Origin of the sequence: Methylomonas koyamae (assembly GCF_019669905.1) — a bacterium.
Lineage (GTDB): Bacteria > Pseudomonadota > Gammaproteobacteria > Methylococcales > Methylomonadaceae > Methylomonas > Methylomonas koyamae.
On record NZ_AP019777.1, the window covers coordinates 3,222,399 to 3,248,359 of the forward strand.

The 25,961-nt window shown below is 59.4% G+C and carries 22 protein-coding genes and 1 pseudogene; 13 read left to right on the plus strand and 10 right to left on the minus strand.

Annotated elements, in window-relative coordinates; translation table 11 throughout:
- The first annotated feature begins 17 nt into the window (after positions 1-17).
- Positions 18-665 carry a hypothetical protein gene (locus MKFW12EY_RS14415; RefSeq protein WP_221053247.1) on the plus strand — a complete coding sequence of 216 codons (648 nt, stop codon included), beginning with the start codon at positions 18-20 and terminating at the stop codon, positions 663-665.
- Positions 666-731: 66 nt separating this feature from the next.
- On the opposite strand, the pseudogene MKFW12EY_RS14420 reads toward MKFW12EY_RS14415, so the two are convergent.
- Positions 732-1,154 (minus strand): annotated as a pseudogene (locus MKFW12EY_RS14420) (transposase); the annotation flags it as partial.
- 581 nt (positions 1,155-1,735) lie between these two features.
- Here MKFW12EY_RS14420 and MKFW12EY_RS14425 point away from each other — a divergent pair.
- The 3 genes from MKFW12EY_RS14425 (at position 1,736) to MKFW12EY_RS14435 (ending at position 3,187) form a co-directional block, all read left to right on the plus strand.
- On the plus strand, positions 1,736-2,332 hold the full coding sequence (locus MKFW12EY_RS14425; RefSeq protein WP_054762925.1) for a Uma2 family endonuclease: 597 nt from the start codon (positions 1,736-1,738) through the stop codon (positions 2,330-2,332).
- 82 nt (positions 2,333-2,414) lie between these two features.
- Positions 2,415-2,795: an AbrB/MazE/SpoVT family DNA-binding domain-containing protein gene (locus tag MKFW12EY_RS14430; protein WP_221053248.1), complete on the plus strand. Its 381-nt coding sequence runs from the start codon at positions 2,415-2,417 to the stop codon at positions 2,793-2,795.
- On the plus strand, positions 2,792-3,187 hold the full coding sequence (locus MKFW12EY_RS14435) for a type II toxin-antitoxin system VapC family toxin (RefSeq protein ID WP_054762923.1): 396 nt from the start codon (positions 2,792-2,794) through the stop codon (positions 3,185-3,187). Before MKFW12EY_RS14430 ends, MKFW12EY_RS14435 begins: the two co-directional genes overlap by 4 nt.
- A gap of 9 nt (positions 3,188-3,196) precedes the next feature.
- Here MKFW12EY_RS14435 and MKFW12EY_RS14440 read toward each other — a convergent pair whose 3' ends face one another.
- From MKFW12EY_RS14440 to MKFW12EY_RS14450, 3 genes are all read right to left on the minus strand, one after another.
- Positions 3,197-3,919, minus strand: coding sequence for a pseudouridine synthase (locus MKFW12EY_RS14440; RefSeq protein WP_054762921.1), 723 nt, complete (start codon positions 3,917-3,919; stop codon positions 3,197-3,199).
- 198 nt (positions 3,920-4,117) lie between these two features.
- The gene (locus tag MKFW12EY_RS14445) at positions 4,118-5,665 is read right to left on the minus strand and encodes an alpha-isopropylmalate synthase regulatory domain-containing protein (RefSeq protein WP_221053249.1); all 1,548 of its coding nucleotides are present in this window, start codon (positions 5,663-5,665) and stop codon (positions 4,118-4,120) included.
- Positions 5,666-5,813: 148 nt separating this feature from the next.
- A complete protein-coding gene (locus MKFW12EY_RS14450) occupies positions 5,814-7,319 on the minus strand; it encodes a phenylacetate--CoA ligase family protein (protein ID WP_221053250.1) in 1,506 nt (501 codons plus the stop codon).
- Between the two features lie 178 nt (positions 7,320-7,497).
- Between MKFW12EY_RS14450 and MKFW12EY_RS14455 the strand changes: the two genes are divergently transcribed.
- The gene (locus MKFW12EY_RS14455) at positions 7,498-8,445 is read left to right on the plus strand and encodes an alcohol dehydrogenase catalytic domain-containing protein (protein ID WP_221053251.1); all 948 of its coding nucleotides are present in this window, start codon (positions 7,498-7,500) and stop codon (positions 8,443-8,445) included.
- Here MKFW12EY_RS14455 and MKFW12EY_RS14460 read toward each other — a convergent pair.
- The gene (locus MKFW12EY_RS14460) at positions 8,442-8,972 is read right to left on the minus strand and encodes a YgjV family protein (protein WP_245006314.1); all 531 of its coding nucleotides are present in this window, start codon (positions 8,970-8,972) and stop codon (positions 8,442-8,444) included. The genes MKFW12EY_RS14455 and MKFW12EY_RS14460 overlap by 4 nt on opposite strands.
- A 190-nt stretch (positions 8,973-9,162) precedes the next feature.
- Between MKFW12EY_RS14460 and MKFW12EY_RS14465 the strand changes: the two genes are divergently transcribed.
- Together MKFW12EY_RS14465 and MKFW12EY_RS14470 are read left to right on the plus strand one after the other, a co-directional pair.
- Positions 9,163-9,597, plus strand: coding sequence for an SRPBCC domain-containing protein (locus tag MKFW12EY_RS14465; protein WP_054763548.1), 435 nt, complete (start codon positions 9,163-9,165; stop codon positions 9,595-9,597).
- A 205-nt stretch (positions 9,598-9,802) separates the two neighbouring features.
- Entirely contained in the window at positions 9,803-10,876 is a 1,074-nt protein-coding gene (locus MKFW12EY_RS14470) for a class I SAM-dependent methyltransferase (protein ID WP_221053252.1), read from the plus strand.
- Between the two features lie 213 nt (positions 10,877-11,089).
- On the opposite strand, the gene MKFW12EY_RS14475 is transcribed toward MKFW12EY_RS14470, so the two are convergent.
- Both MKFW12EY_RS14475 and MKFW12EY_RS14480 read right to left on the minus strand, forming a co-directional pair.
- The gene (locus MKFW12EY_RS14475) at positions 11,090-11,530 is read right to left on the minus strand and encodes a hypothetical protein (RefSeq protein ID WP_054763547.1); all 441 of its coding nucleotides are present in this window, start codon (positions 11,528-11,530) and stop codon (positions 11,090-11,092) included.
- 299 nt (positions 11,531-11,829) lie between these two features.
- A complete protein-coding gene (locus MKFW12EY_RS14480) occupies positions 11,830-12,738 on the minus strand; it encodes a LysR family transcriptional regulator (protein WP_221053253.1) in 909 nt (302 codons plus the stop codon).
- Between the two features lie 95 nt (positions 12,739-12,833).
- On the opposite strand from MKFW12EY_RS14480, the gene MKFW12EY_RS14485 reads away from it, so the two are divergent.
- Together MKFW12EY_RS14485 and MKFW12EY_RS14490 are read left to right on the plus strand one after the other, a co-directional pair.
- The gene (locus MKFW12EY_RS14485) at positions 12,834-13,262 is read left to right on the plus strand and encodes a VOC family protein (RefSeq protein WP_054763550.1); all 429 of its coding nucleotides are present in this window, start codon (positions 12,834-12,836) and stop codon (positions 13,260-13,262) included.
- Between the two features lie 4 nt (positions 13,263-13,266).
- Positions 13,267-14,142, plus strand: coding sequence for an EamA family transporter (locus tag MKFW12EY_RS14490; RefSeq protein WP_221053254.1), 876 nt, complete (start codon positions 13,267-13,269; stop codon positions 14,140-14,142).
- Positions 14,143-14,581: 439 nt separating this feature from the next.
- Here the strand turns inward: MKFW12EY_RS14490 and MKFW12EY_RS14495 are convergent, their stop codons facing one another.
- The 3 genes from MKFW12EY_RS14495 to MKFW12EY_RS14505 form a co-directional block, all read right to left on the minus strand.
- Positions 14,582-19,729, minus strand: a complete 5,148-nt coding sequence (locus MKFW12EY_RS14495; RefSeq protein WP_221053255.1) for a RecQ family ATP-dependent DNA helicase — start codon at positions 19,727-19,729, stop codon at positions 14,582-14,584.
- 294 nt (positions 19,730-20,023) lie between these two features.
- Entirely contained in the window at positions 20,024-20,491 is a 468-nt protein-coding gene (locus MKFW12EY_RS14500) for a single-stranded DNA-binding protein (RefSeq protein ID WP_221053256.1), read from the minus strand.
- Positions 20,492-20,521: 30 nt separating this feature from the next.
- Positions 20,522-21,907, minus strand: a complete 1,386-nt coding sequence (locus MKFW12EY_RS14505; protein ID WP_245006315.1) for an MFS transporter — start codon at positions 21,905-21,907, stop codon at positions 20,522-20,524.
- A gap of 224 nt (positions 21,908-22,131) precedes the next feature.
- Between MKFW12EY_RS14505 and MKFW12EY_RS14510 the strand changes: the two genes are divergently transcribed.
- Genes MKFW12EY_RS14510 through MKFW12EY_RS14525 form a run of 4 tightly spaced genes read left to right on the plus strand, consistent with a single transcriptional unit; the run spans position 22,132 to position 25,957 of the window.
- A complete protein-coding gene (locus MKFW12EY_RS14510) occupies positions 22,132-22,551 on the plus strand; it encodes a putative lipoprotein (RefSeq protein WP_054763744.1) in 420 nt (139 codons plus the stop codon).
- 11 nt (positions 22,552-22,562) lie between these two features.
- Positions 22,563-24,449, plus strand: coding sequence for a hypothetical protein (locus tag MKFW12EY_RS14515; RefSeq protein WP_221053257.1), 1,887 nt, complete (start codon positions 22,563-22,565; stop codon positions 24,447-24,449).
- Positions 24,450-25,106 (plus strand): hypothetical protein, encoded by a 657-nt coding sequence (locus tag MKFW12EY_RS14520; RefSeq protein ID WP_221053258.1) that lies wholly within the window; start codon positions 24,450-24,452, stop codon positions 25,104-25,106. It abuts the gene before it with no gap.
- A 14-nt stretch (positions 25,107-25,120) separates the two neighbouring features.
- Positions 25,121-25,957 carry an amidohydrolase family protein gene (locus MKFW12EY_RS14525; protein WP_221053259.1) on the plus strand — a complete coding sequence of 279 codons (837 nt, stop codon included), beginning with the start codon at positions 25,121-25,123 and terminating at the stop codon, positions 25,955-25,957.
- Positions 25,958-25,961: the final 4 nt, after the last annotated feature.

Consider the following 25,961-nt stretch of genomic DNA (forward strand, 5'->3'; position numbering starts at 1 on the left):
ATCCTCTCGTTCATCTTATGGAATCGGCAGATGACTTTTGCTACGGAATTCTTGATCTTGAAGATGGATTAGAAATGAACATCTTAAAATGGGATGATATATTCGAAATATTAAGACCTGTTTTAGAAATAAATGGGAGCGATATCTCTGATGTAGAAAATGAGTTGGGAAAAATGAATTATGGACGAAAAATGCCTATTTTAAGAGGAAAGGTAATCGGCGCTTATGTAGAAGCCGCAGCCGATGCGTTTATAAAACATGAAAACCAATATCTTAATGGTGACCCAACAAGCCTGATCGATTTATGCGAGTCTGATGTAAAAAATTCAGTGTACAAGGCCAAGGAAATTGCAAAAGATATAATTTTCAATCACCCGCGAAAAATTGAATTAGAAATTGGTTCTTACAATGTAATATCCACACTACTAAATGTTATGTGTGAGGCAGCTTTAGAGTGGAGCAAGGACTCCAACAAAATGTCTTTTAGAAGTCAGAGAGTAATGGATTTAATTGGAAGAAATACTTTTCATCCTAGAATTGGAGAGAATAGCAATGAACTATCCAAAAATTACATGGTATTGCTAAGAGTCATCGATTTCGTAAGTGGCATGACAGATAATTATGCAACATTTCTCGCTAAACAATTTAATGGCATGGGAATATAGGGCCGTAGGATGTGCTGAACACCGTGAAGCCCATCGGTCGCGAATGATGCGCTTCGCTTTTTTGAACCAAACATCTATCTCCATCAACCCCACCAAGCCTTCATAGTTGGCGGCACTGGAATAACGCCAATGCTGCGGTAAATTGACATAACCACGCTTGACCGGGTTGGCGTGGATGTAGTCCAGATTCTGCCGCATCATCGCTTCGTTCAAAATCATTTCGGCATGTACGCCCTCTTGCCAGAACTGGTATTCGCGATCCCGTTTATGTGCGGCTTTGGCAAAATGCAGGCGTTGCAGCAGGCGCTCGGCTTGTTGCCGCTGGAGGTGGTCAATGATCCGGCGAGCGGTATAAGCTTTGAAGCCGGCAACGCATTTGTCGAGTTCCGGGGCTTGGGCGATAAAGTGCAGATGGTTTTCCAAAATCACGTAGCCATAGAGTTTTAAACCTGTGTGTTGGCGTTGGTATTGCCAACTGTCTAGGACGATTTACACGGTTTCCGGGCGGGTAAACACGGCCAGCCATTCCACGACGGTGCAGGTCATGAAATGGGGTTTGTCGGCTTCGGTGATGAGATAACGGCTTCTGCCCATGCTTTACCTTGATTCATAAAGACGCCAGAGCGTCCGGGGCTGCATTCCCTCGCGGAGCGTGGGAACGATGATAGGACCAAAATGACTTAAATCGGCATCTCGATTATATCCATTCGAATCCGGTCAAGCATGGTCAAGTAAAACCGGCGATGGATTTACCCACAGGGCATAAAGGCCGTATTCCAGTTTTCATCAATTGGTGAAACCCGGAATTTATCCAAATGATTGGGGGAGCAATGAGCAATATTAAATTCAAGGTATCGAGTAACGCGAACGATGCGCCTCCTAACGTCGGCAGCATCCTATCAGCGCATTTTATGGGCTTGTTTAAGCGTTGAGGTTTGCATGGCCAGCCTCCAGAGTAAAATGCTCCCGAGTTAGCTGGCCGAATCGCACGTTGGCGGACAAGGATCGCATAATTCACATTGCGCCCCGGAAGAGTAGAATTAGGCCGACCCGCAACCGAGGAATAGACCATGGCACTTGCCGAAAAATTGAAGTTGAGCAGCAGCGACTATCTGCAAGGCGAAGAGGCCGCAACGGTGAAACACGAATATCTGGACGGCGAGGTCTGGGCCATGGTCGGCGCCAGCGATGCGCATGTTTCGATTTCCATGAATCTGGCGTTTCTGTTGAAGCAAGCGCTGAAACAGTCGCCTTGCCGGCCTTATATTTCCGACATGAAAGTCAACGTGGCCGCGGCTAACGCCTTCTTTTACCCAGACGTGCTGGTCACGTGCCACCCAAAGGACCGGGAGAATCGTTTATTCAAACAATATCCGCTGTTCATCGCCGAGGTCTTGTCGCCTTCCACCGAAGCCTTCGACCGCGGCGCCAAATTCGCCGCCTACCGTCAACTCGACAGCTTGCAGAGCTATTGGTTGATCGACAGCCGAACCCAGGCCATCGATTGCTTCCGGCGCACCGCCGACAACGCCTGGCTGCTGCATAGCTATACCGACTCGAGCGCTAAGCTGGCATTGCCGGAGCTGGATTTGGCATTGGATTTTGCCGAGATTTACGCCGATGTTACGTTGGATGCCGAGCCGCCGCTAGCCGAAACCGTTGGCTAAACCGATGCGGCAAGCCGGCCTTGCCCTACCCAGCAAACACCGACAACACCCGCAAAAAACTGTCTTCCAACTCCGCTCGTAAATGCAGAGAAAAATCATGCGCTTCGCCGCGCGCGGGAGCGACGAAGCCTTGTCTATAGACCGCCGCCAGTCGATAATTCGTCTTCATTTCTGTCTCACCCTAAGGAGTTTGCCAGTGTCTACCGCCACAATTACCCTGTCCAGCAAAGGGCAGGTTGTTATACCCAAGGAAATTCGCGACGAATTGCATTGGGAAGCCGGCACGGAGCTCACCCTGATTGCCAATGCATCCGGCGTTACGCTAAAAGCGGTGGAAAAAAAATCCGGCCGCAATTTGGCGGATTTGATCGGCATGCTCAAACATGACGGACCGCCGCTATCCACAGATGCCTTATGTAAGCCAGTGGAACTCAACGCAGAAGACGGTTCGGATGCTTCATGATTACTTTTGACACCAACCTATTGGTGCGGGCGGTAGTGGACGACCATCCGGAACAAGTCGCCTTGGTTCGGCAATTGATTGCCAGCGACCGGATCTTTGTTTCGCGCACCGTGCTGCTGGAAACCGAATGGGTGTTACGCGCCCGATATAAAAAATCCCGCGACCAACTGATCGCTTTTTTCTCGGCATTATTGGCCGTGGACAACACCGTGATCGAGGATGCGGAAGCCGTCGCCAATGCACTGGAATGGTACGCGCAAGGCGCCGATTTCGCCGATGCCTTGCATCTGGCGGCATGCGGCACAGCCGTCATGCACACTTTTGACCGCAATTTTTGCAAAGCGGCCAGGGATGCCGGATCGGCACCGGAAGTACGGGTGTTAGGAAATTAAACGACTGCACTACCCTGCAAACACCGACAACACCCGCAAAAAACTGTCTTCCAACTCTGCCCGCAAATGCAGCATCTCGCCGGTCGCCGGATGCGAAAAAGCCATTTCCGTCGCGGCCAGCATCAAACGCCCCTGGCCGAAACGTTCGGCAAAATAACGGTTATGGCGGCCGCGGCCGTGGTTGGCGTCGCCGATGATCGGGTGGCTGATGTGTTTCATATGTCGGCGCAGTTGGTGTTTGCGGCCGGTTTCCGGGTAGAGTTCGATTAGGCTGTAGCGGCTGGTGGGGTGGCCTTCGATGGCGACCGGAATTTCGGTGGTTGCCAGCCGCCGATAGCGGGTGCGGGCTTCGCGCTCCGGCTGCGGTTCGCCTTTCAAGCGGCGGTCTTCCGGCTCGTCGCGCAGCGGATGGTCGATCAGTCCCTGCTCCGGCGTCCAGCCGCGCACCATCGCCTGGTAGGTTTTGCGCACTTCACCGGCCATCAAGGCCTTACCCAAGGTACTCGCGGTTTGCGGGTCGCGGGCGAACACCAGCAAGCCTGAAGTGGGCCGGTCCAGCCGGTGCAGCGGGTAGACGTGTTCGCCGCCGTTCAGAGCCCGGGCGTATTGCAAGGCAAATTCGGTTTCGTGTTTGTCGATGGGACTGCGATGCACCAGCAAGCCGGCCGGCTTGTGGACGACCAACAGCCAGCGGTCGCGGTAGATTTCTGTGAGAGGGTTGTTTAAGTACACAGATTGTAACTATTCAGTGGCTTTCAGGAAGATGCTTACTCCCTCTCCTGATGGAGAGGGTAGGGAGAGGAGAGTCAAAATGAGGCTTTTGCCTTTTAAATTCTCCTCGCCCCGGCCCTCTCCATCAGGAGAGGCGATTGGCGCTTCGCGCTGAATAGTTACCACAGATTTAGACTGTCAGGTACGCAATGCGTAACCCTAGGCCTTTGGGCTGGCAGCCATCTCGTGCAGTTGAATGTTGATCAACTTGATCGTCGCCAGAATGCCGGCAAACACTTGGTTGACGTGGACGCCGCGGGTCTTGCGCAACTCGCTGCCGCAGTCCCAGGTAATCACGCACTCGGTCAGCGCGCTGGTATGGCCGCCTTTGGGGATGCGGATTTCGAAATCGGCCAGCGTCGGCAGCCGGTATTCGTAGTGTTGCAGCACCTTGCCGATCGCATCGATAAAGGCGTCGAAACCGCCGCTGCCGGCGCCGGTGGCTTGGTGCTTGTCGCCTTTGACTTCGACCCGGATACTCACCGTGGACGGCAAATCCAGCCCGCTGTTGATCGAACAGGCCAGTAATTTGATGTGCTGGTAGCTCTTGCTTTCCAGCACGTCGGCGATGATGAACGGCAGATCGTCGGTGGTGATGGTTTGTTTGGAATCGCCGATGCTGACGATGCGGGCAAGCACTTTTTTCTGGTCTTCTTCCGACAAATCCAGCTCAAGCTGCTCCAGGTTTTTCTTCAACGAGGCCTTGCCGCTCATCTTGCCCAGTGCGTAACTGCGGGTACGCGAGAAGCGTTCCGGGCCGAGTTTGGTTTTGTATAAGCCGCCTTTATGGTCGCCGTCGGCGTGAATGCCGGCGGTCTGAGTAAAGACGTCGGCGCCGACGATGGGTGCGTTGGCCGCGACCCGCTTGCCGGAAAAGTTTTCCACCATGTCGCTGATCCGCACCAGATGGCTTTCGTCGATGGCCAAATCCAGCCCCATCTTATCGCGCAATACCACCGCGACTTCCGCCAACGAGGCGTTGCCGGCGCGCTCGCCAAGGCAGTTCACGGTGCAATGCACCGCGCTGACGCCGGCCCGCACCGCCGCCATCACGTTGGCGGTGGCCAAGCCGTAGTCGTTGTGCGGATGGAAATCGAATTGCACTGCCGGATAACGCTGGCACATGTCGCTGAAGCTGGCGAATACCTCGTCCGGCGCCATGACGCCCAATGTGTCCGGCAACATGAAATGGCTGACCGGGCTGTGCTGCAGCCTGTCCATCAAACCGTAGACGTAATCGCGGCTGTCTTTGTAGCCGTTGGACCAATCTTCCAGATAGACGTTGACGCGCAAGCCCTGTTCGTGGGCATAGCCTATGGTTTGCAACACGTCGGCGCTGTGTTGCTCCAGCGTCTTGCCGAGCTGTTCCCGGCAGTGTTTCTCGCTACCCTTGGCCAGCAGATTGATGACTCGGCCGCCGGTGGATTTAATCCAGTCCACGCTACGGGTGTGGTCGACAAAGCCCAGCACCTCGACGCGCTCGGCAAAGCCTTCCTGTTGCGCCCATTGGTTGATCAGCGTCACCGCTTCCTTTTCGCCTTCCGACACTCTGGCCGACGCCACCTCGATCCGGTCGACGCGCAGGTTTTGCAGCAAGGCTTTGGCGATGCTGACTTTCTCCATCGGCGTGAAGGCCACGCCCTGGGTTTGCTCGCCGTCGCGCAGCGTCGTGTCCATCAATTGAATGTGTCTGGCTGGTGTAGACATGGTTTTGGTCGGTGTTGGTCGAGGTTCTCCGCCGAGCGGTGCGCTGCGCCGTTCGACGCTGCCGCACTGCCCGGCCTGACCGGTTATTGTCCCTCAACCGATACCCGCTTTGCAATTTGCCGGCGGATTCGCAAATTCCGCGCGCCGCTCAGCGCCGGGTATAACGATGTTTGACGCCGACCGGAAAATATTCGGCGTCGCCGAAACCGTGCAACGTGATCTGTGGCAACTGGCGCTCCGCCGGCGTGTAGTTGGCAAATTCGCTGTTCAGCCGCAGCAATTGGTTTTTAACCGACTCGGCGATGGCCGGCACCATCTCCGCTGCCGGCTCGACGCCGGGCAACAGTTCCACGGCAATATGAAGTTCCTTGTCGCCGTCGGCGGTTTCCCGGGTTTGCAACACGAACTTGCCGGTGGCCCAGGCTGAGATCTGCGGCTGCTCCAAACCCACGGTCACATTCTCCGGATAGATATTGGCGCCGTAATACGACACGGTGAAATCGGCCCGGCCGAACACGAACACGAACGGCAATGCCCGCGGCCGAAAATCGGCCGGCAAGCCCAGCTCGGTATGCGATTGGACGCCGTAGCCGCGTAAAAACTCCTGCATCTCGGCGAACGCGACCAACCCGCCCTTGTCGGCGATGTGGTAACGCAGCAACGGCACGCTGGATGCGCCGGACACCACCAGGGTAGCGTCGTGCACTTCGAAAAAGCGGCTGGCCGGATCGTATTGCACCAAGGTCGGCAGGCGCGACTCGCCGAACAAAGCCCGCGCCGCGTCCGGCCGGTCGGCTAACCAGCGCCGGATCGCGACGCTATAAGGCGTTTCGTTGCCCAGCACGCCGCCGTCGGCGGTGCCGTACAACGACGCACTGTCGAAACAAATATTTGCAGAGCCGGTGCGCCGGCCCAGCAAGCTGCGCCATTCCTCGCTGAACACTTCGCCGGCGAATACCAGCTTGGGCCGGTAAGCCGCCCAATCGATGCCCTCGACGCTGCCGGCGTCGATCACGTCTTTAACGAAGGGCGGATAACCCAGCAACACGGTTTGCTCGAAATGCGGCGCCAACTCGCGCACCACCCTTAGAATCTCGGCCTTGTTGTTGCCCGGCGTAGCCACCATCAACGGATAGCCCTTGCGCGCCAGATGCCAGCAGCAGGACGTGGTAAAGATGCCGCCGACCCAATTGCCCAACGCAAAACACACCACCGCCAACGTGCTACGGCGGTGGACTTGAAAACTGTCGGCAAACACTTGCTCGAAACGCAGCGCCACCTCCAATTCGTCGCCGGCCGAGCGCGGCCAGAAGGTCGGTGTGCCGGTCGAGCCGGACGACACCGCCACCCGGTCCGCACCGCGCAAGCTGCCGCCGAAACAGCGTTCCGGCAAAGGGTAAGCCTGCATGTAGTCGGCCTTACCCATCAACGGCAAGTTTCGGAATGCCGCATAATCGTTGACCTGAGCCGGATCGACCTGGCGCGCGGCCAGAAAATCGCGGTAGGCCGGCACCTCGGCGGCGCAACGCTGGAACAACTGCAAAAACTTGGACTCGGCATCCGCTGCGGCGGATTCGGCCAACAGCCGGTCCAGCGGCATATTGACGAAGCGGTCGAAAGCTTCGGCGACGGGCGGCAAAGGAAAATCGGACATGGCAATCCCCTAGAAAAAAGTCGATGCCGGATTGTAGCGCCAACCCGGCTCACCCCCCAATGTCGTTAAGTTAAGGATGGTAGGAGCGGGCCGGTCTGTTCCTTAACTTAACGACGTTGGGTTCACCCCAACCGGCATTTGCGCGATAATCGGCTTTTCCCCGTCCGGCGTGCCAATCATGCAAGCACTGGTTTTATCCAACACATTGGCGTACCGCACCGACTTCGCCGAGCCGGTACCGGCAGCGGACGCAGCCTTGATCGAGCTGAGTCTGGCCGGCATCTGCGCCACCGACCTGGAATTGGCGCAAGGCTATGCCGGCTTCCGCGGCATTCCCGGCCACGAATTCGTCGGCCGCGTGGTTGCAGTCGGCGACCCGCAGCACAACGCTTGGTTGCAACAGCGGGTGGTCGGCAGCATCAACATCGGTTGCCAAACTTGCCCGGAATGCCTTCAGCACGGCCCCGAACATTGCCCGCACCGGCGCGTGTTGGGCATCCGCGGCCAACACGGTGCCTTCGCCGATTATCTGACCTTGCCGATGCGCAATCTTTACGCTATTCCCGACTCGGTGACGGACCGGGCGGCGGTATTTGCCGAACCGCTGGCGGCGGCATTGAAAGTGGCCGAGCAACTGGCACAGCGGCCGGCCGGCGAAATCGCCGTGGTCGGTCCGGGCCGGCTCGGCCTGTTGATCGGCAAAGTGCTGGCCCTGGCCGGCCACGATGTCGTGATGCTGGGCCGGACGCCGGCGTCGTTGGCCTTGCCGGCAGCTTGGGGATTACGGACCGGCCTGGCCTTAGATTGCCCGGACAACCGTTTCGCTTGCGTGGTCGACGCCGGCGGCGTTGCTCAAGCGCTGCGCCTGACCCGGCCGCGGGGCACACTGGTATTGAAAAGCACCTTCGCCGCCGGCGCGGCGCTGGATTTAAGCAAAATCGTCGTCGCCGAAATTACGCTGCTCGGCTCGCGCTGCGGCCCCTTCGCCAAAGCGTTGGATTTATTGGCCAAAGGCGACGTGCCGGTGGAGACTTTGATAGACGGCGAATATCCGTTGCGCGACGGCGTCGCCGCCTTCGCCCACGCCGCACAACCCGGCGTCCGTAAAATCCTGCTCAGCCGCTAAGCCGAGTTTTGCCGATACAAGCCGATTATGGTCCTGGCGTTGACCAGCATCGCCACACTCTCGGCCAGCAAGGCCGGCCAGGCCTGCCAATACCAATCGTTACCGATCCAGGCCAGACTGGATGCCAACAAGGCAATGCGCATGCGCCGGTTGTCCAGATAAAACAAAGCGAAGGTGGTATTGATCGTCGCGAAGCCCGGCGCCAGCGAAATCGGCCCCTGCCAGGAAAAGACGGTGAATGCGGTAAACGCCAAGGTAAAGCCCGCCGCCGTCCAATGTTTGCCGGCACCGTGGGTCACATAAGCCGACAACAACGTGCGCAACGCGGTACCGGCCATGTTCAAGCCGGCAGTCCAGGCATCCAGTAAAAAATACTGGCCGGCCCAAAACAAAGCCCCCGCCGCCGACCAGCGCCGAAACGCCCTGCCGCCCGGCAACCAATAAGCCCGCCATTCCAGCACGATGCCGATACTGCCCACGGCATAGGCCAGGCTGTGCAAATCCAGGGTGTCGATCAATGCGGCCAAATGCGGAGGGTTCCTTGTCGTAGAATTAAATGCGGTTGCTGGCAGCACTACCTGCCGGCGCGGCCGTTATCCGGACCGGTCCGTTAATGTCATATACGCCCCCCAGTCCGACTGCGATGATATACGTTAATCCGGATCGGGCATACAAGCCGCCCAAACCAATCTTCGCAACCCGATCCAGCAAACTCGCATGTTTCATTACCAAATCGATACCGAAATCGAAATCGCTGCCCCGGCCGCGAAAGTCCGGATCATTTTGTCGGACTTTGCCGGCTATCCGGCCTGGAATCCGTTCGTCCGCGCCATTTCCGGCGAAGCCAAAATCGGCAGCCGCTTGCACGTGCATATCCAGGCCGGCAAAACCATTAAATTCCAACCGACCGTCATTACCGTGGAGCCGGAACGGGAACTGAAATGGCTGGGCCGGGTTCTAGTCCCCAGCCTATTCGACGGCGAGCACCGGTTTGCCATCGAACCGCTGGACGCCGACAAAATCCGCTTCCGCCACAGCGAGCATTTCAGCGGACTACTAATCCCGCTATTCGCCGTCGGCTTGCAACGCGACGTGCTACCCGGTTTTACAGCGATGAATCAGGCCTTAAAAGCCAGAGCGGAACGGCAATAATGCGGGCTGAATGGTTCGACAGATTCGAAATGCCATATTCATTAAGTCCGGATCATTTTGTCGGACTTTGCCGCCGATCCGGCCAGGAATCTGTCAGCCAGCGTCGAACCCAACTTCATTAGAAAAAAATAATATTGTTCCCGCTAGCCGATTTCGGTAGATTGCCTGCCATAACCATAAGCGGCAAGCACATCGGGAGAGCGTTATGACCTTGCATTTAAACGAAATCGACAACGCCAAGCTGGAGCAGCTCCAGGGCAAAGTGATCAATGACGTCGCCGGCTCGCTGGGCCTGCTGATGGCCTACATCGGCGACAAGCTGGATTTGTACAGCGCGTTGCTGGAAATCAGCCCGGCGACCAGCCAGCAACTGGCCGACAACACCGGCATGGACGAACGCTATCTGCGCGAGTGGCTGTCCGCCAACGCCGCAGCCGGTTACATCAATTACGATGCGGCATCCGGGCGATTTTCGATGACGCCGGAGCAGGCGGTGATTTTCGCCGCCGAAGGCCATCCGGCTTGCATGCAGGGCTTTTTCCAGGCCGTGATGTCGGTGTATATCGACGAGCCCAAGTTCAGCGAGGTGTTTCGTTCCGGGGCCGGCCTGCCGTGGCGCGAGCATAGCCCGTGCCTGTTCTGCGGCACCGAGCGCTTCTTCCGGCCAATGTATGCGATGAACCTGATCGACCACTGGCTGCCGGCGTTGGACGGCGTTCGGGAAAAACTGGAAGCCGGCGCTCGGGTGGCTGATGTCGGTTGCGGCCACGGATCGTCGACCATCCTGATGGCCAAGGCTTTTCCCAATTCCACCTTTCACGGTTTCGATTTCCACGCGCCGTCGATCGAGCACGCCCGAGAACGGGCGCGGGCCGCCGGCGTGGCCAGCAACACTATTTTCGAAGTGGTCACCGCCAAAGAATATCCGGGCAAGCACTACGATCTGGTGACGATCTTCGACGCGCTGCACGATATGGGCGACCCGGTCGGTGCCGCCGCCCACGTCGCCAGCACACTGGCCGCCGACGGCAGTTTCATGCTGGTCGAACCGTTTGCCGGCGACGCCCTGGAGGACAATCTGCACCCTCTCGGGCAAATCTACTACTCGTTTTCGACCATGGTTTGCGTACCGGCCTCCAAATCGCAAGAAGTCGGCCTGAGCCTCGGGGCGCAAGCCGGGCAAAAACGCCTGACCGAAATACTGAACGCCGCCGGCTTTAACCAAATCCGCCGCGCCGCAGCAACGCCGACTAATCTGGTGCTGGAAGCGAAGCTTTGACTTGAGAATTAGATTTAGGCGGGGTTCAATGATAATGAAACCCAGCTTCGAAGCCGACGAGTTTTTGAAATACAAAACATATTTGGATATAACCAAACTTGGCTATTTTAAAATATCTGCTGGGTTTCGCGTTGCTCTACCTAGCCTCCGCCACTATCTGATGTTCGAACGATGAACCGAAAGTTCGTATTATGCTGCATCATCTCGGCTCTACTATGATTTTCTTCCCCGTCTTATTTTACGATTTTTAGGAACTCCCTTATGTTTATGAAAAATGGTATTTGAAAATTTATCAAACCCACATTTTTTAATTATGGTTTCTGCAGTCTTAAAATTTGGTTCCAGAACACAAGTAGAGTCAAGATCTTTTAATAAAACTAAAACTTTAAGTATTTCTTTTTGGAGATCTTGCTTTTGCCATAACTTAAGACTAATCCAATCAAGTTTATTTGCTTTTGAAATGAGTTTGTTTAGTTCATCTTTATATTTGGCAATCTTTTGCCGATTATTCCCCTTTTCCATCTCATCCAAATCATAACGGCGGCGATCTGCGTAAGAGCCTACTAGCGGCATTTCTGTATCGGCGCGTATGTAACCTTTTTTACTTACTTGATCTTTTTTTCTTTGATTTTCAAAATCCAGTTTGTTTGCCATTAAAAAACTCCATTCGTTGCCTTATGGCTGTAGGGTAGATCGAGCAGAACGATACCTAATTTTGAAAGCCTAGATGCTGAGTTGGACTTTGTCCAATCCGACCTCAATATTGAGTTAACTTCAATTTGCCTGTCTGGAATTTTCGATCTGGCTCTTACGGAATGTCGTCATAAACCATTGCGGCCGAAATATGCACCAACATTTCCGGCAAACGTGATATCGCCGGAAAAACCTTTCAGCATACTTGTAACCCTTAGGTATGCTGACCTCCGATTCCGCTTTAGATCAACTGCCTTAACTCACCCACCAACCGCCCGAATCTCCCCACGCAACCACGCCAACTCCGGATTGGCTTCTACACCCGCCCGCCAGATCGATACGAAATCGAACGGCGGAATCGGCAGCGGCGGTTCCAACAGGGCCAGATTGGCCGGTAGCGCCGGACCGGCCACGGCGCGGGAAGCGACCGTCAGCACCAGGTCGGTGCCGGCGAGCAAGGCGGCGGCGACGGTGAAATGTGGCATGATCACGGCGATGCGGCGGCGCAATCCGCGCGCGGCCAGCGCGGTATCGACGTGGCTGTGGTGCATGCCCTGCACCGAGACATGCACGTGCGCCGCTTGCAGATAATGTTCCAGCGTCAGCTCGGCCGAATCCGGCAGATTGTGGCGGTCGGTCAGCACCACGAAATGTTCTTGAAACAGCACGTCGGCTTGCAGGCCCTCGGCCAGCATCGGAAACACGCCGAGCGCCGCGTCGAGCTCGCCTTCCGCCACTTGGCGCAAGGTTTCCAGCCGGGAATGTTGCGATAACTGCAAATCGACGCCGGGTGCGATTTGGCGCAGCCGCCGCACCAGGTCCGGCAATACCACCGCCGATCCGTAGTCGCTGACGCCCAAACGAAAACAACGCCGGCAGCGTTGCGGCTCGAAAGCCTCGGCCGCGACGACGTTACGTACCTGCGCCAGCGCATCGGCCAGCGGTTGCGCCAAGGCGGCGGCCCTGGCCGTCAACCGCATTTCGTTGCCGACCCGCACCAGCAACGGATCGGCAAACAGGTCGCGCAATCGGTTCAAAGCATGGCTGACCGCCGGCTGCGTCATCGCCAGCCGTTGCGCGGCGCGGGAAATATGGCGCTCGGCCAGCAACGCATCCAGCACCACCAGCAGGTTCAGATCGATATGCCTCAAGTCATGCACCGGATTCATAGCGCTATTGCCGTTTCTTCATTTCAATTAGTTTGAATAATATCCGAAACTCAGCCGCGTCCAATTTTCCGCACGATAAAGCGCAGGAGACCGCTATGGCAGATACCGCTACAGAACTCGAATTCAACGCCGGCCTACGCATCGCCCAAGTCCGAATCGCCCGCCCTACCCGGCAACTGGACGCGGTGACCCGGTTTTACCGCGACGGCTTGGGACTGGCAGTGATCGGCTCGTTCGCCGGCCACGCCGGTTACGACGGCGTCATGTTCGGATTACCGGGCAGCAGCCACCATTTGGAATTTACCCAACACCACGGCGACAACCGGTGCGGGGTGCCGGCGCCGGATAATTTGCTGGTGTTTTATGTGCCGGATGCCAAGCAGCGGCAAAGCCTTTATCAACGGCTGGCGGCCGTCGGCGCCCGCGAAGTGGCACCGGAAAATCCGTACTGGCTGGACAAGAGCCGTACATTCGAGGACCCGGACGGCTGGCGGGTCGTCATCTGCGACCAAACCGGAGTCTAAAGCGATGGCCTTTAGACACTTGCTACTGGCCTTGCTCTGCGTGCTGGTCTGGGGCGGCAGTTTTGCCGTGATCCGCTGGGGCTTGCACGATCTGCCGCCGTTGGCTTTCGCCAGCCTGCGCTTTGCCGCGGTGGCGCTGTTGATCCTGTTCGTCGGCCGGCCGGCCATCGGCTGGCAGATGCTGTTGCTTTATGGTGCCGGTTGGGGCGTGGTGCAATTCGCCGGGCTGTTCCTGGCCTTGCACTTCGGCTTGCCGACCAGCCTCAGCTCGGTATTGGCGCAATTGCAGGTGTTTTTTACTTTGCTGTTCAGCGTCGCGCTGGGCTGGGAAACGCTGAGCCGGCGCAAGCTACTATCGCTGGCCTTGGCCGTTATCGGCGTCGGCTTGATCGTGTCCGACCGCCCCGCCGCGTTGCCGGCCACGGCACTCGGTTTCAGCTTGCTCGGCGCGGCCGGCTGGGCCAGCGGCAACCTGGTAGCCCGGCGTTTAGCAGTCGTCGGCCTGCGCGCCGACACGCTGGCCTTCGTCGCCTGGGCCTCGCTGCCGCCTGCCGTGATCTTGGCAGGGCTCAGCGCCGTACTCGAATCGCCGCAACACCTGCTGGACTTGTCCGCAGCGGCCGCCGGCCGGGCGCTGGCAGCGGTGTTGTACCAAGCGCTGGGCGCGTTGCTGATCGGCACGCTGTGCTGGAACCGGCTGCTCAGGCATTACCCGGCGACCCGGGTAGCGCCGTTCTCGTTGCTGGTGCCGGTGCTAGGCTTGCTGCTGGGCGTGGTGCTGTTCGACGAAAACCTGTCCGCGGCGGCAATCGGCGGCTGCCTGTCCTTGCTGCTGGCTTTGTTCAGCAACCTTGGCTGGGCCCGGCGGGCGCGGATTTGATCCTGGTACGGCGTTCGGCTTAGCCCAAATGCCGTTTGGAATAACGCACCGAATTGAACTTCCCGTTCAAAACTGCGTGGCTTTGACAAGGACGTGGAACGCCTTGGCCATCCTTGGCTCCTGGGTTCCGGCATTCCCTGCCGGAACGACCTACTTCCCTTGATTTAACCGCATTGGGCAATCCCTGCCGGGTGCTTAAACTAAGGCTATGTTCGCGTTACTAGTTGAATGAGATCAAAGCCGTCATCCCGGCATGGATTGCCGGGATCCAGAGCACAAGGATGTGTTGAAACTTTGCCGTCCGTGGCTTCTGGGCCCCGGCAATCCACTTGCGCCCTTTGGGTATGTCGGGGCGACGCCAACTACTAACGCGAACATAGCCTAAAACTAACGGCATCGCCCCCAGGATGCGCATGCCGCCTGCCTTGTCGGCGTTGGATTAAGCACCGTCGGCGACGTACACGATTTCCGGCAAAACCAGTTCCCAGGATTCGGTTCTGAGCTTGGCTTTGTCGCCCGGCTTTTTATCCCGCCCCAGCACCGCCGCCACTCTGACCGCGACGATGCGGCCGGGCGGCGGCCGGAATGCCTGGGCCATACGGCCGACCGCGATGCCGTTGGCGTCGGCCAGTTCCCAACCCTCGCTGCCGTTGCCGCGTTCGCGCAACACCAGTTCGCTGCCCCAATCCAAGCCGGCCAGCGCCCGGTGTATCGGCTGGTCGGCGGCAAAACAGCCGGGCCAGGACAACACTACCTGCGACGGGTCGGCAACCCAGACTCGCTCCAATGCGCGGCTAAGGCCCTCGACCCGTTGGCCCCGGCTTTTCAGACATAGCGGTTCGCATTCGGCAATAAAAGCATGGCGCCCGCCTTGGCGGCAGCATAAGGCCAGCGTTTTGCGGGCGCGCGTCATCGCCACGTAAAACAAGCGCCGCTCGTCGGCGGCGGCGGATTGCCACGCGCCGCCGTCCAATACCAATACGTGGTCGAACTCCAGCCCTTTGGCGCGGTGAGCGGTCAGCAATGTCAACGGCGAGTTGATTTGCTGGCCGGCGGTCTGGCTGCCGGAACCGAACTCGTACAGCGCGTCCAGCAAATTGGCGGCGACCAGTTGGCAGCCGGGCGCGGCGGATTCGGCTTCGGCGATGAATTGCGCCAACAGCGCGCGGTACGGATGCGCTATCTCCGCCGTGACCGCTTGCCGGTAACAACGGCGAAACCAACGCGACAGCGCTCCCCAGCGCAACAACAACCGCGGTTTGCGGCCCTGCCGTTGCCGGCTGCTCAACAAGCGGATCAAAACCCGGCCTTCGCGCGTGCTGTGCAGATCGAGCAAATACTCGTCGCGCAGCGAACGTACCGGAATTCCGCTCCGCCGGCATAACGCCTCCAGCATCTCCAGATTTTGCCAATTGCGGGCAATCACGGCGAACCGGCCCCAATAGCCGGACGGGTTGCCGGACTGCAGCCGGTTTAGGCGTTGCAGTTCTGCCAAGGCCGCTTCGGCTTCGGCGGCGTTGTCGGCCGCGACCGCCAGGATATGCACCCGGCCTTGGGCCAGGCTGTCCAAATCCTGCCATTCGCCGCCCGGTGCCGCCTCGCGCCGGGCATGGTCGACGCGTAACGTCTGCCCGGCTTTCATGCGGCCGCGGGCCGGAGCGATCACCCGGCTGGCGCAGTGGATGATTTGCGCCGTGGACCGGTAGTTTTCCAGCAGATAGAAGGTCCTGGCCTGATAGTCGGCGCTGAATCGTTTGATAAAGCTAACGTCGGCACCGCCGAAGGCGTAGATGTTCTGGTCGTCGTCGCCGACCGCCATCAGAAACAACCGGTCTTCCTCGCTGCGGATGCTGCGGCCGGCCAAGGCGCTGATCAATTCGTAATGGTCGGCATTGATATCCTGGTACTCGTCGACCAACAGGTAGCGCAGCCCTGACAGCACGCGGTCGCGGCGCACCGAAGGCCCGACCTCGTCGCCGGCCTCCGCCTGGCGCAAGTAGGCCGCCGCCCGTTTGATCGCCGCGGCAAAATCCACGCTTTCGCCGTGTTCGGCGGCTACCGCGTAACTGGTACCGGTCAATCGCAACGCCAGGCCGTGCAAGGTGTTGACGCTGACGCCGCCGGCATCGGCGCCCACCAAGGCCCACAGCCGCTTACGAATCTCGACCGCCGCGGAGCGGTTATAGCTCAGCACCATGATTTCTTCCGGCAATGCCATGCATTCGCGCAACAGCCAGGCCACGCGGTGAACGATGACGCGGGTCTTGCCGGCGCCGGGGCCGGCCAGGACCAGATAATTGCCTTCCAGCGGCGCGGCGACGATCGCCTGTTGCTCAGGATTCTTCAGATCGGTCAAAATCCGGCGGTGCGCGGCCTCGGTGGTCGCCATTTCCAACACGTCCTGGCGGCCGGCAAAATAGCGGCGGACGAAGGCGGCACGGTCCATGCCGAAATAATCGACGATAAACGCCATCGCGGCCTGGATTTTGCCCAGCGCCAGCTTGGCGTATTCGGCCATCACGTGCACCTGGACGATTTTGTCCTGGTAATGCAAGGCCAATTCGGCGTAATCGGATTTCTTGAATTGGCGTCGCCTGGCCTCGGCGTTGAGCTGTATGCTCATCGCCGCGCGAAACACCGCTTTGCCGCGGGCCAAATGCAATACTTCGTTGGTGTCGAGGTAGACCAAAGTCGCCGCCAACGCCACGTTCCAGTCGCGCACCTCCAGATCCTGCAAGGTCAGGTCGGCCTGCAGCGCGGCTTCCAAATCGCCCTGTTTACACACCACCAGCAAGTTGTTGCCCTGGCGCCGGTCGGCAAAATAATGCAACAAGGCCTGAGCCAGACGCATGCGCTTATGGCGAATCGCATCGATTTCGCGCCAGTCGCGCAGCAATTTGAGGTAACGGTTGTCCTGACCGCCGGGCCGCAACGCGAAAAAACCGCGCTGGCCGGCACTGCCGCCGAAGGCTTCGGCAAAGGATTTCATCAGCCTGGACAAGCGTTCCGGCTCCAACTCGACGCCGGACTCGCGCCGCAGCGTGTCGCACAAACGGCGCACGTTCAAAATCTGCCATTGCTCGCGGTCGGCGTCCGGTGCCGCTTCGCGCAGGCAGGCCACCAACGCATCCTCCAATTTGCGCAACGCTTCCAACCGCTCGGCGCTGTCCGGATCGCGGTAAAAGGCGATGCCGATTTCGGTATCGTTGGACAGCAATTGGAACCGGTCCAGATCGCGCAACATTTGCATCACCCGATGCGAATCGCGGCCGGTGGCCAGTATCAGGTCGTCGGTGCTGATGCCGGCGTCGTCCTCGCAAGCGAACAACTGCGCCAGTAGGGTAAGGTAAGGTTCGATGTCCGCCTGCGGCCCGAGCTTCTTGCTGAGCACATCCCTGGCCTGGTCGAGACTCGACACCAACAGGCTACCGGGAAACACGCGGGTATGGTTTTCCCGCCGCTCGAGCAAGCGCGCCTCTTCCAGCCAGGCCACGGCGATCCTGACCTTGGTATCGGCATCGGCGGCGTCCGGGTCGATGCCGTGCTTGTCCGGAATCTCCAACAAGATTTCGCCGCTGGTGACGACGACCTCGCCTTCGCTGCGGTCTTTGCGCTCGATGCTGCGCAACGCTTTCAGAATGGCGTGGATATCGTGCTGGCTCAAGCGGGAATTGCGCAATAAGCGGAATTGCACATCCAGGTCGGCCTCGTCGAACAACAACACGCAACGGGCCGGTTGCTGGTCGCGGCCGGCGCGGCCCGCTTCCTGCAAGTAGTTTTCCAACGATCCCGGCGTGTCCAGATGCAACACCAGCCGCACGTCGGCCTTATCCACTCCCATGCCGAAGGCGTTGGTGGCGGCAATGACGCGCAATTCGCCGGCGATGAAGGCTTCCTGCACCCGGCGTTTTTCCTCCGGCAGCATGCCGCCGTGAAAATAGCCGCAATCCAAACCGGCCTGCTGCAAAAACCCGGCGACCTCCTCGACCGTTTTCTGCCGGGCGCAGAACACGATTGCGCCGCCGTCGTCGCGTAAGGTTTGTTCCAGCAAACGCAGCACTTCCGGGTATTTGGCCGGGGCCGGTACCGCGTGGACCTCATACCACAGGTTTTCCCGCTTGACGCCGCCGGTCAGCACTTGCAGCGAAACGCCGAGGCGGCCGGCGAAATGGCCGACGATGTCCTGCACCACATCCGGTTTGGCGGTTGCGGTAAAGCAATGCAGCGGCGCCGGTTTGCCCGGCTGGCGCTGTTTGATATAGCGCGAGACGTACAAGTAGTCGGGGCGAAAATCGTGGCCCCATTTCGACAGGCAGTGCGCCTCGTCAAACACCCAGGCGCCGATGTCGCGCTGGGCCAGAGCCTTGGTGAACGCGGTACTGCGAAACTGCTCCGGCGCCACGAAAATCAAGCCCAAATCGCCGAGCCGCAATTTGTCGAGCATGATGCGCCGCTCCAGCGGATTCAACAGGCTGTTCAGATAACCGGCGCAGGTAATCCCGCGCGACTCCAGATTGTCGACCTGGTCCTTCATCAAGGATTGCAGCGGCGAAACGATCACAGTCAGACTGCCGTTTCGGTAATACCGCGCCAACGCCGGCAACTGGTAACACAAGGATTTACCGCCGCCGGTGGGTAGAATCGCCAGGGTCGGCCTGCCGGCGAAACCGTTTTCGACGATGGCCTGTTGCAGCGAGCGGCCGTCCGCGGTGGCCGGAAGCGGCCGGAATTGGTCGATGCCGGGAAAATAACGCGGCAATAGTTTCGATAAATCGTGCTGTTCGCTGCACCAGGCGCAATCCGGATCGCCGCAGGCGGAATCGCGCAGCAGCGCTATCAGCTCGCGGGTTTGCGGAAAATTCGCGGCCACCCACGGCGGCAACACCGAGTTGGCGCCGGCCACGCGCAGCCAAGCCAGTACGTAGGCCAGCGGCTTGTGCCATTCCGGGTCGGGTAAGCGAACGTTAACGACGTGCGTCTGTGCCCGCCGGCACACCTTGCCGTCCGTCGCCCGCCGCCACGCGGTTTGCGCTTCCGCCAACGCCGGCCGCAACGCCGCGCGCAGCGTCGCGAAAAAGTTGGCAACGCCTTTGCCGTTTTCCGGCGCCAGCAGAAAATGCAGGCACAAAGCCTCGTCGGGATGTTCCGCCACCCGTTGGCGCAAGGCGGCGGCCTGGTCCAGAAACAGCTCGTAGGCCAACTCGGCGTCGCGGACCGGATCGTTGCGGGTCGTGGTGCAAAGCTTGTAGTCTTTGACCAGGCGATGGTAGGGATTTTGCGGAAACGCGACCGGCGACAACTCCAAGGTATCGACCAGCGGCAACCGGTGCAGCGCCAATTCCGGATGCAATAGCGATAGCGCCGGTTGGTCGAAGGCTATCACGTTGTGGCCCAACACGAAGGCCGCGCCGGCGCAGGCTTGGTCCAGCTTGTCCGCCAGATCGGCGGCTTTGCCGGCCACTCTGAGCCTGAGTCCGGTATCGGGCCGGAATGCGCCGATTTCTCTCAGTTGCAGTCGGTCGTGGCGGGCGGTTTCGATATCGATGCAAAGGCAGCGGGCCCGTAATTTTTCCGGCTGTTGATCCATTAAGCGACGTCAGGTGGGTAATAAACCATGCGGCTCGCGAGAGCGCTCCAGCCGGCCAGTTTGGCAAAGCGGCCGGCGAATGAAAAGTTCCCAACGGCAAAAAGGAATAAACCCTATTGCCGCAACGGCAACTGCCGGTCGCGGCCGAATCGATGGCCGCTAACGGTTTGGTTTGTGCCTGCGGGCGGCCGGCATTACTCAGATTTGCCTGCGGCTTTAAATCGGTGCCGCAAAAAAGCCCCTATTTACAGGGGCTTAGACTCATATTCTTTACAGAATAATCTCAGGTGACTCCTAGAACGGAATGTCGTCGTCGAAATCGTCGTAAGCGGCCGGGCCGGATGGGGCCGGGCTGCCGGCACCGCCGGCCGGACGGTTGTCGTAGGCGCTCGGCGGCGGCGTGTTGCTGTCGGCGTAGCTGGCGGTGCCGCCGCTACGGCTATCCAACATATGCATGTTTTCGGCGACGATTTCGGTGGTGTAGCGGTCCTGGCCGTCCTGGCCCTGCCATTTTTGAGTGCGGATACGGCCATCGACGTAAACCTGGCTGCCTTTTTTCAAGTACTCGCCGGCGATTTTGGCCAAACCGCTGAAAAACACCACCCGGTGCCATTCGGTTTCTTCCTTGCGCTCGTTGGTATTGCGGTCTTTCCAGCGGCGGCTGGTCGCCAGGCGGATCGTGGTAATAGCATCGCCGCTCGGCATATAGCGTACTTCCGGATCGGCGCCGAGGCGGCCGATCAGCATAACTTTGTTCAGCATGGTTGTCTCCGTGTGTTGTTCAGCAGCAGCCTAACGCCATTGCTGTAAAAATTGGTTGAGTTGGTCTTTATCCAGCCGCTGGCTGTCGACCTTGAGATAAGCCGCCTGTTCTTCGAAATGCAAGCGCACTTCCTCGACGCCGGCAATCGCCAGCAATTGTTTGGAAAACTCGCTACCGCGTTCGGCGGACACGCCTTGCAACGGCAGCAGCAGGTTGGCCCAATAACGCGGCGGCGACATGAAGGCGGCGATCAAAGCCCAACTGGCGGCCACCCCGGCCGAGAACAGGAACACGGCGGCGGCGCCGTGTTCGCCGTACAACCAACCGCCGGCCGCGCCGCCCAGGAAGGCGCCGAGGAATTGGCCGCTGGAGTAAATCCCCATCGCGGTACCCTTCAAATCGCCCGGCGCGGTTTTCGAGATCAACGACGGCAAGGTCGCTTCCAGCAAATTGAAGCCGCAGAAGAAAATCCACAAACAGGCGATCAGGCCGACCAGTTGGCCGTGCAACGCCACGAAGCCGAGGTTGGCGACGACCAGGGTGGCGATGGCGCCGAGAAACACCGGCTTCATTTTGCGTTTCTTCTCGGCGATGATGACGAACGGAATGATGCCGGCCATCGACGTCACCAACACCGGCAAATACACCATCCAATGGCTGCCGCCATGCAGGCCGGCGTCGCGCATCAGCAACGGCACGACGACGAAGCTGGCCATCAGGATCAAGTGCAAGGCAAAGATGCCGTAATTCAAGCGCAGCAGTTCGGGATTGGTAATGACCGTGCTCAACTCCGACGGGATGTATTCGGCGTCGCGGTGGGTGCTGATCTTTTCCGGGTTGGGCACGACGAACAGAATCACCAGTATCGCCAGCGCCGCCAGCAAGGCAATCATCCAGAAAATGCCGGCGATGCCGAATTGGTGGGCGATGATCGGGCCCAGCGTGATGGCGACGCCGAACGAAACGCCGATGCTGGCGCCTATCGTCGCCATGGCTTTGGTGCGGTGTACTTCCTGGGTCAAGTCGGCCAGCAACGCCATTACCGCCGCCGAAATCGCCCCACAGCCCTGCAAGGCCCGGCCAATCAGCACGCCGTAAATATCGGTGGCCAAGGCGGCCCAGACGCTGCCGACCACGAACAACACCAAACCGATCACGATCACGGTCTTGCGGCTGAAGCGGTCGGACAGCAGGCCGAACGGAATCTGCAAAATGGCTTGGGTCAAACCGTAAATACCCATGGTCAAACCGACCAGTTTTGGCGTGGAACCGGGCATTTGTTCGGTAAACAACGACAATACCGGCAGCAGCATGAACAAACCCAGCATTCTAAGCGCATAGATACTGGCCAGCGACACGGTCGCCCGTTTCTCCGTGGCCGTCATCGGACTGGTAATATCCTGAACCTGTGTCAAACCCTTAACTCCTCTTTGCCTTGGTATGGTTTAAGCCGCTTATAGTACCAGCTTCTCGCCGGCTTCCTCCAGCGCCAACCGCCGAATTCGGCCGCGTGCCGGGCGCCGATTTCCGGCAGGCTGTGCTTTATCGGCGGCCGCAGCAGGCGATATACTCTGTCCACCTGTCGGACCGAGCCGGCTCGGCAAACTCGCTTAACGCACTCATTTCCCGGAGGGAAGCCATGACCCGTTTTACCCTTGCCAAATTCGCGGCCTTGCTGCTCAGCGGTAGCCTGCTCGGCGCCTGCTCGTTTTCCACCAGTTCGGAAAGCGCGTTCGACAGCGCCTCCAGCTCGTTCGCATCCAGCTCCGATTCGTCCGGCGACGCCAAGGAAAAATACGAATCCGACGTCGCCGATTACACAGCCGATTTCGTGACCAGCTCCAGCGGCACGCTGGACAGTTTCCGGGTCCGGCTCGGCGAACTCGCCGAGAAACACGCCATCACCGATTGGGAGAACGACCGCTATACCTACCACGGCATCGGCCGCGGCCTGCGCCAGGCCAAACTCGGCAAGCCGCAAATCTCGGCGTTCAGCGAGAGCTTGAGCCGGAACGATCCGATGAAAAAACAAGCCATCGAAGACGGCCTGAAAAAATAACCGCCGCCGGCATGTTCGGTCTCCGCCGCTTTGCGTTGTGCTGGCGCCTGGCATGGTGCGTGCCAGGCGCCGTCGCTGCTGGGCCGGCCGCGGCGCAGACCTTCGATTTTTTGTACATCGAAGCCAACGAGGGTAACGCCAGCGGCGGCCACGCCGCGCTCCGTTTCGGCGAGCAGGTCTACCATTTCCAACACGTCGAGCCGGGGCTAATAAGGCTGTACCGCGACGACTTCGCCGCGTTCCGCTTTGCCTACGCCGACCAACAGAACCGCAGCTTGCGCGGCCAGCGCATCGAAGTCGCCGCCGAGGTTTACCAAGCCTTGCAGGAAGCGTTCAAGCGCCGACTGGCACAACAAAACCGGGAACTGGACCAACTGCGCGACTTGCAGGAAGACTTCGAGCTAAGCCTAAGCCTGAACGCTGCCGAGCCGGCGCCGCCTCTGCAATTGCGCGCCCTGGGCTACTTCCTGGATAACTACCGGCTCACGCCGCTTCCCGCCCTAGCCAACGACCGGGGCGACAGCCCGGAACTGACCGAATTACGCGGTATGGCCGCGCAACGTTACGGCCCGGAGTTTCTGGCACAAAAGCGCCAGGCCCTGTGGCAAGAGTTGCAGACCCTCTCCCCCAGCGACCCTAACGGGTCCACCCTGCGCCCCGGCCAGTTGACCTTCGCCCAACATTATAAAAACCGGCTGCTGAATCTGGCCGCACTCGACGTGCTGCTGGCCGCCGCACCGCCGCGCAGCGATGCCTGGTTGACAGCGACCGACGCGCTGTTCCGGCTCAGCGCTGCGCAACGCAACGCGCTTCGCCAATACCGGGAAGCGACCCGCGCCGACCTGATCCGGCTGCTGCACAGCCAGCGGCCGGACTGGGGCTATCCGCTATTGGTCGGCATGGCCCGGCTGCACGCCCTGCAACAATCCTTGGCCAGCGGCCATCTGACCGTGTTGGACCGGCGCAGCGCCGACGCCGACCCGTATGCGCCGGCCGTCGACTTGCCGGCCGCGCTGCAGTATTCCCGGCAATTATTGAACGCCGCCAATGCCCAATTGGCAGCCCTTGAACCGCTGGACGAACGCGGCTACGCGGTTATCGAACACAGCGCCAATGCCTTGTTCGCTTTGCTGCATACCGAAACTGAACCGGATTCCGCCGCCCTGCCCCGCTTCAGCAATACGCCGGACAAAGCGGCGGTCGGCGATGGGCCGCGCGTTCCGCTGCCGGCCGCAGTCTCGGCCGCATACCGTGCCGGCGCCGCCAAGCGCTTGGCCGATTACCGGCAACAACTGTTCGAACGCTACGCCTACCATTTGTGGCAGCGCAACTGCGTCACAGAGATTTTTCAACTGCTGAACGCGACCGTCGCCGCCCTCCCCGAAGCCGCAGCCGCAGCCGCAGCCGCAGCCGATCCGATCCAATCCGCCGAGCATGCCCTGGGCGCGTATCTGGACGGCGCTTTTCCGAATCCGATTCCGTTCGCCGCCTTCGACCAGGTCGGCGCGCACTACCGAACCGTTGCCAGTTACCAACTGCCGGCCTACCGCGACCGGCAGATTCTGGAACGTTACCAATCCGCGCCGGACTGGTGGGTCGATCTGCAGGAATCGAACAGCCTGAGCTCGACGCTGTACCGCTGGCATGACCAAGACGCCGCCTTCATGTTTTTCACCCAGGACGCGGTCTGGCCGCGGCCGCTGCAAGGCGGTTTCAATTTGGCGGCGGCGGCGCTGGAAACCGGGTATGGCCTGTTGAGTTGGCCCTGGGACGAAGGCTTTCATATTCTTAAAGGCTTGAAAGGCGGGGCGGTCAGTTTGCCGGAGCTGCTGTTCTTCAACATCCGCAAGGGCTCGTTTCCGCAGTTGTTGCCGGATTTCAAGCCCGGAGCGGGTTGAATGGCCGGCGAGACATTTTCGCAAGCGCTGGTCGTTTTGCCCGGCATCACCGCAGACCGGGCGGCCCGGCGCTACCTGCTGGATTTCTACCGCCGCCGCAGCCCATACCGAGTATTTTTACCCAAACTTTGCCAATATTTCGGCATCGGCTTCGCCGCCCGGCAACTGAACCGCTATTTCGACAGCCATCAACTGAGCCGCTACCAACGCTGCCACTTCATCTGTTACATCTCCGGCGGTTTCATTTTGCGCCGCGCCCTGGCGCAACGGGCCCTGCCCAACCTGGGCCGGGTGGTCTACGTCCGCTCGCCGGTCCAGGAACGGGTGCCGGAACTGTCGTTACGCCGCTACGGCCCGTTGCCGCTATTCAAGTTCGGCAAAGTGTTGCTGGATCTGGCCGGCGACCGCAAAGACCGCTGGCCGGAGCCGGCCGCCGATTTCGGCTATGTCATCGAAGGCGGCGTTTCCGCCCAGGCCGCACAACTGGGTTTGGTTGCCGCCGACTTCGAGCGCTGCCGCAGCGACCCGCGGTTTGCGCTCGCCGCAGGCCGGCCGACCCTGGTCACGCCGCTGAGCCACGATCAGGTATATAGTGACGACACCTTACTCGGGCACATGCTGCAATTCATCGAGTCCGGTCGTTTCCCGCCGGCATAATCCTAGGTACCGACATGATCATCGACGGCCATCGCCATATCGTGGATAGTTTCGAGCCGATTCTGGCGGAAATGGACGCCTTCGGCATAGACAAGACCGTGCTGGTCGGCATCGGCGTCCGCGATCTGGGCCCGGTGACGATTGCCGACTCCTGGGTGTTTCGCTGGCATTTTCTGTTTCGAACCCTGGGCATGTTGAAGGCACGGCAACTGGTGTCGTCGCCGACTTTCCAACACAATCTGTTGCCCCATCCACGCAACGATGCGGTGCTGGCGGCTATCGGGCAACGGCCGGATCGCTTCCTGGGTTTTGCCTTCATCAATCCGGAATCGGCCCAAGCCGCGCAGGAGTTGCAGCGCTGTCTGGCGCTGGGCATGTGCGGACTGAAATTGGCCTTGGTGCAATATCCGACCGATCTGGGGGGCGGCAAAATGGTCGCGCTGTGCGAAATCGCGGCCGGACACGGCATTCCGGTGTTCATGCATCTGGGCTTGACCGCAGCCAGCTCCCGCGCCGACGCCTTGGTTAAGGCCTTTCCAAAGCTCCGGTTCGTCATCGCCCATGCCGGGGTACAATGTTTCGCCGAAATCCTGGCTTTGGCCCGCCGCTGCGACAACGTATTTGTCGACACCTCCAGCCACATCGCCACCGCCGGCAAGATTCGGCAGTTGTGCGCCAAGCTAGGCGCCGGCAAATTGATTTTTGGATCGGATATTCCGGTGATGTGCGGCGGCTTGGCCGAGGCCTTGACCAAAATCGACGCGTTGACCATCCCCGCTTCCGAAAAAGCCAAAATCCTCGGCGGCAATCTGCTCAATATTTTGCCGTCTGTCTCCACCCCAACCCGGTAAAACC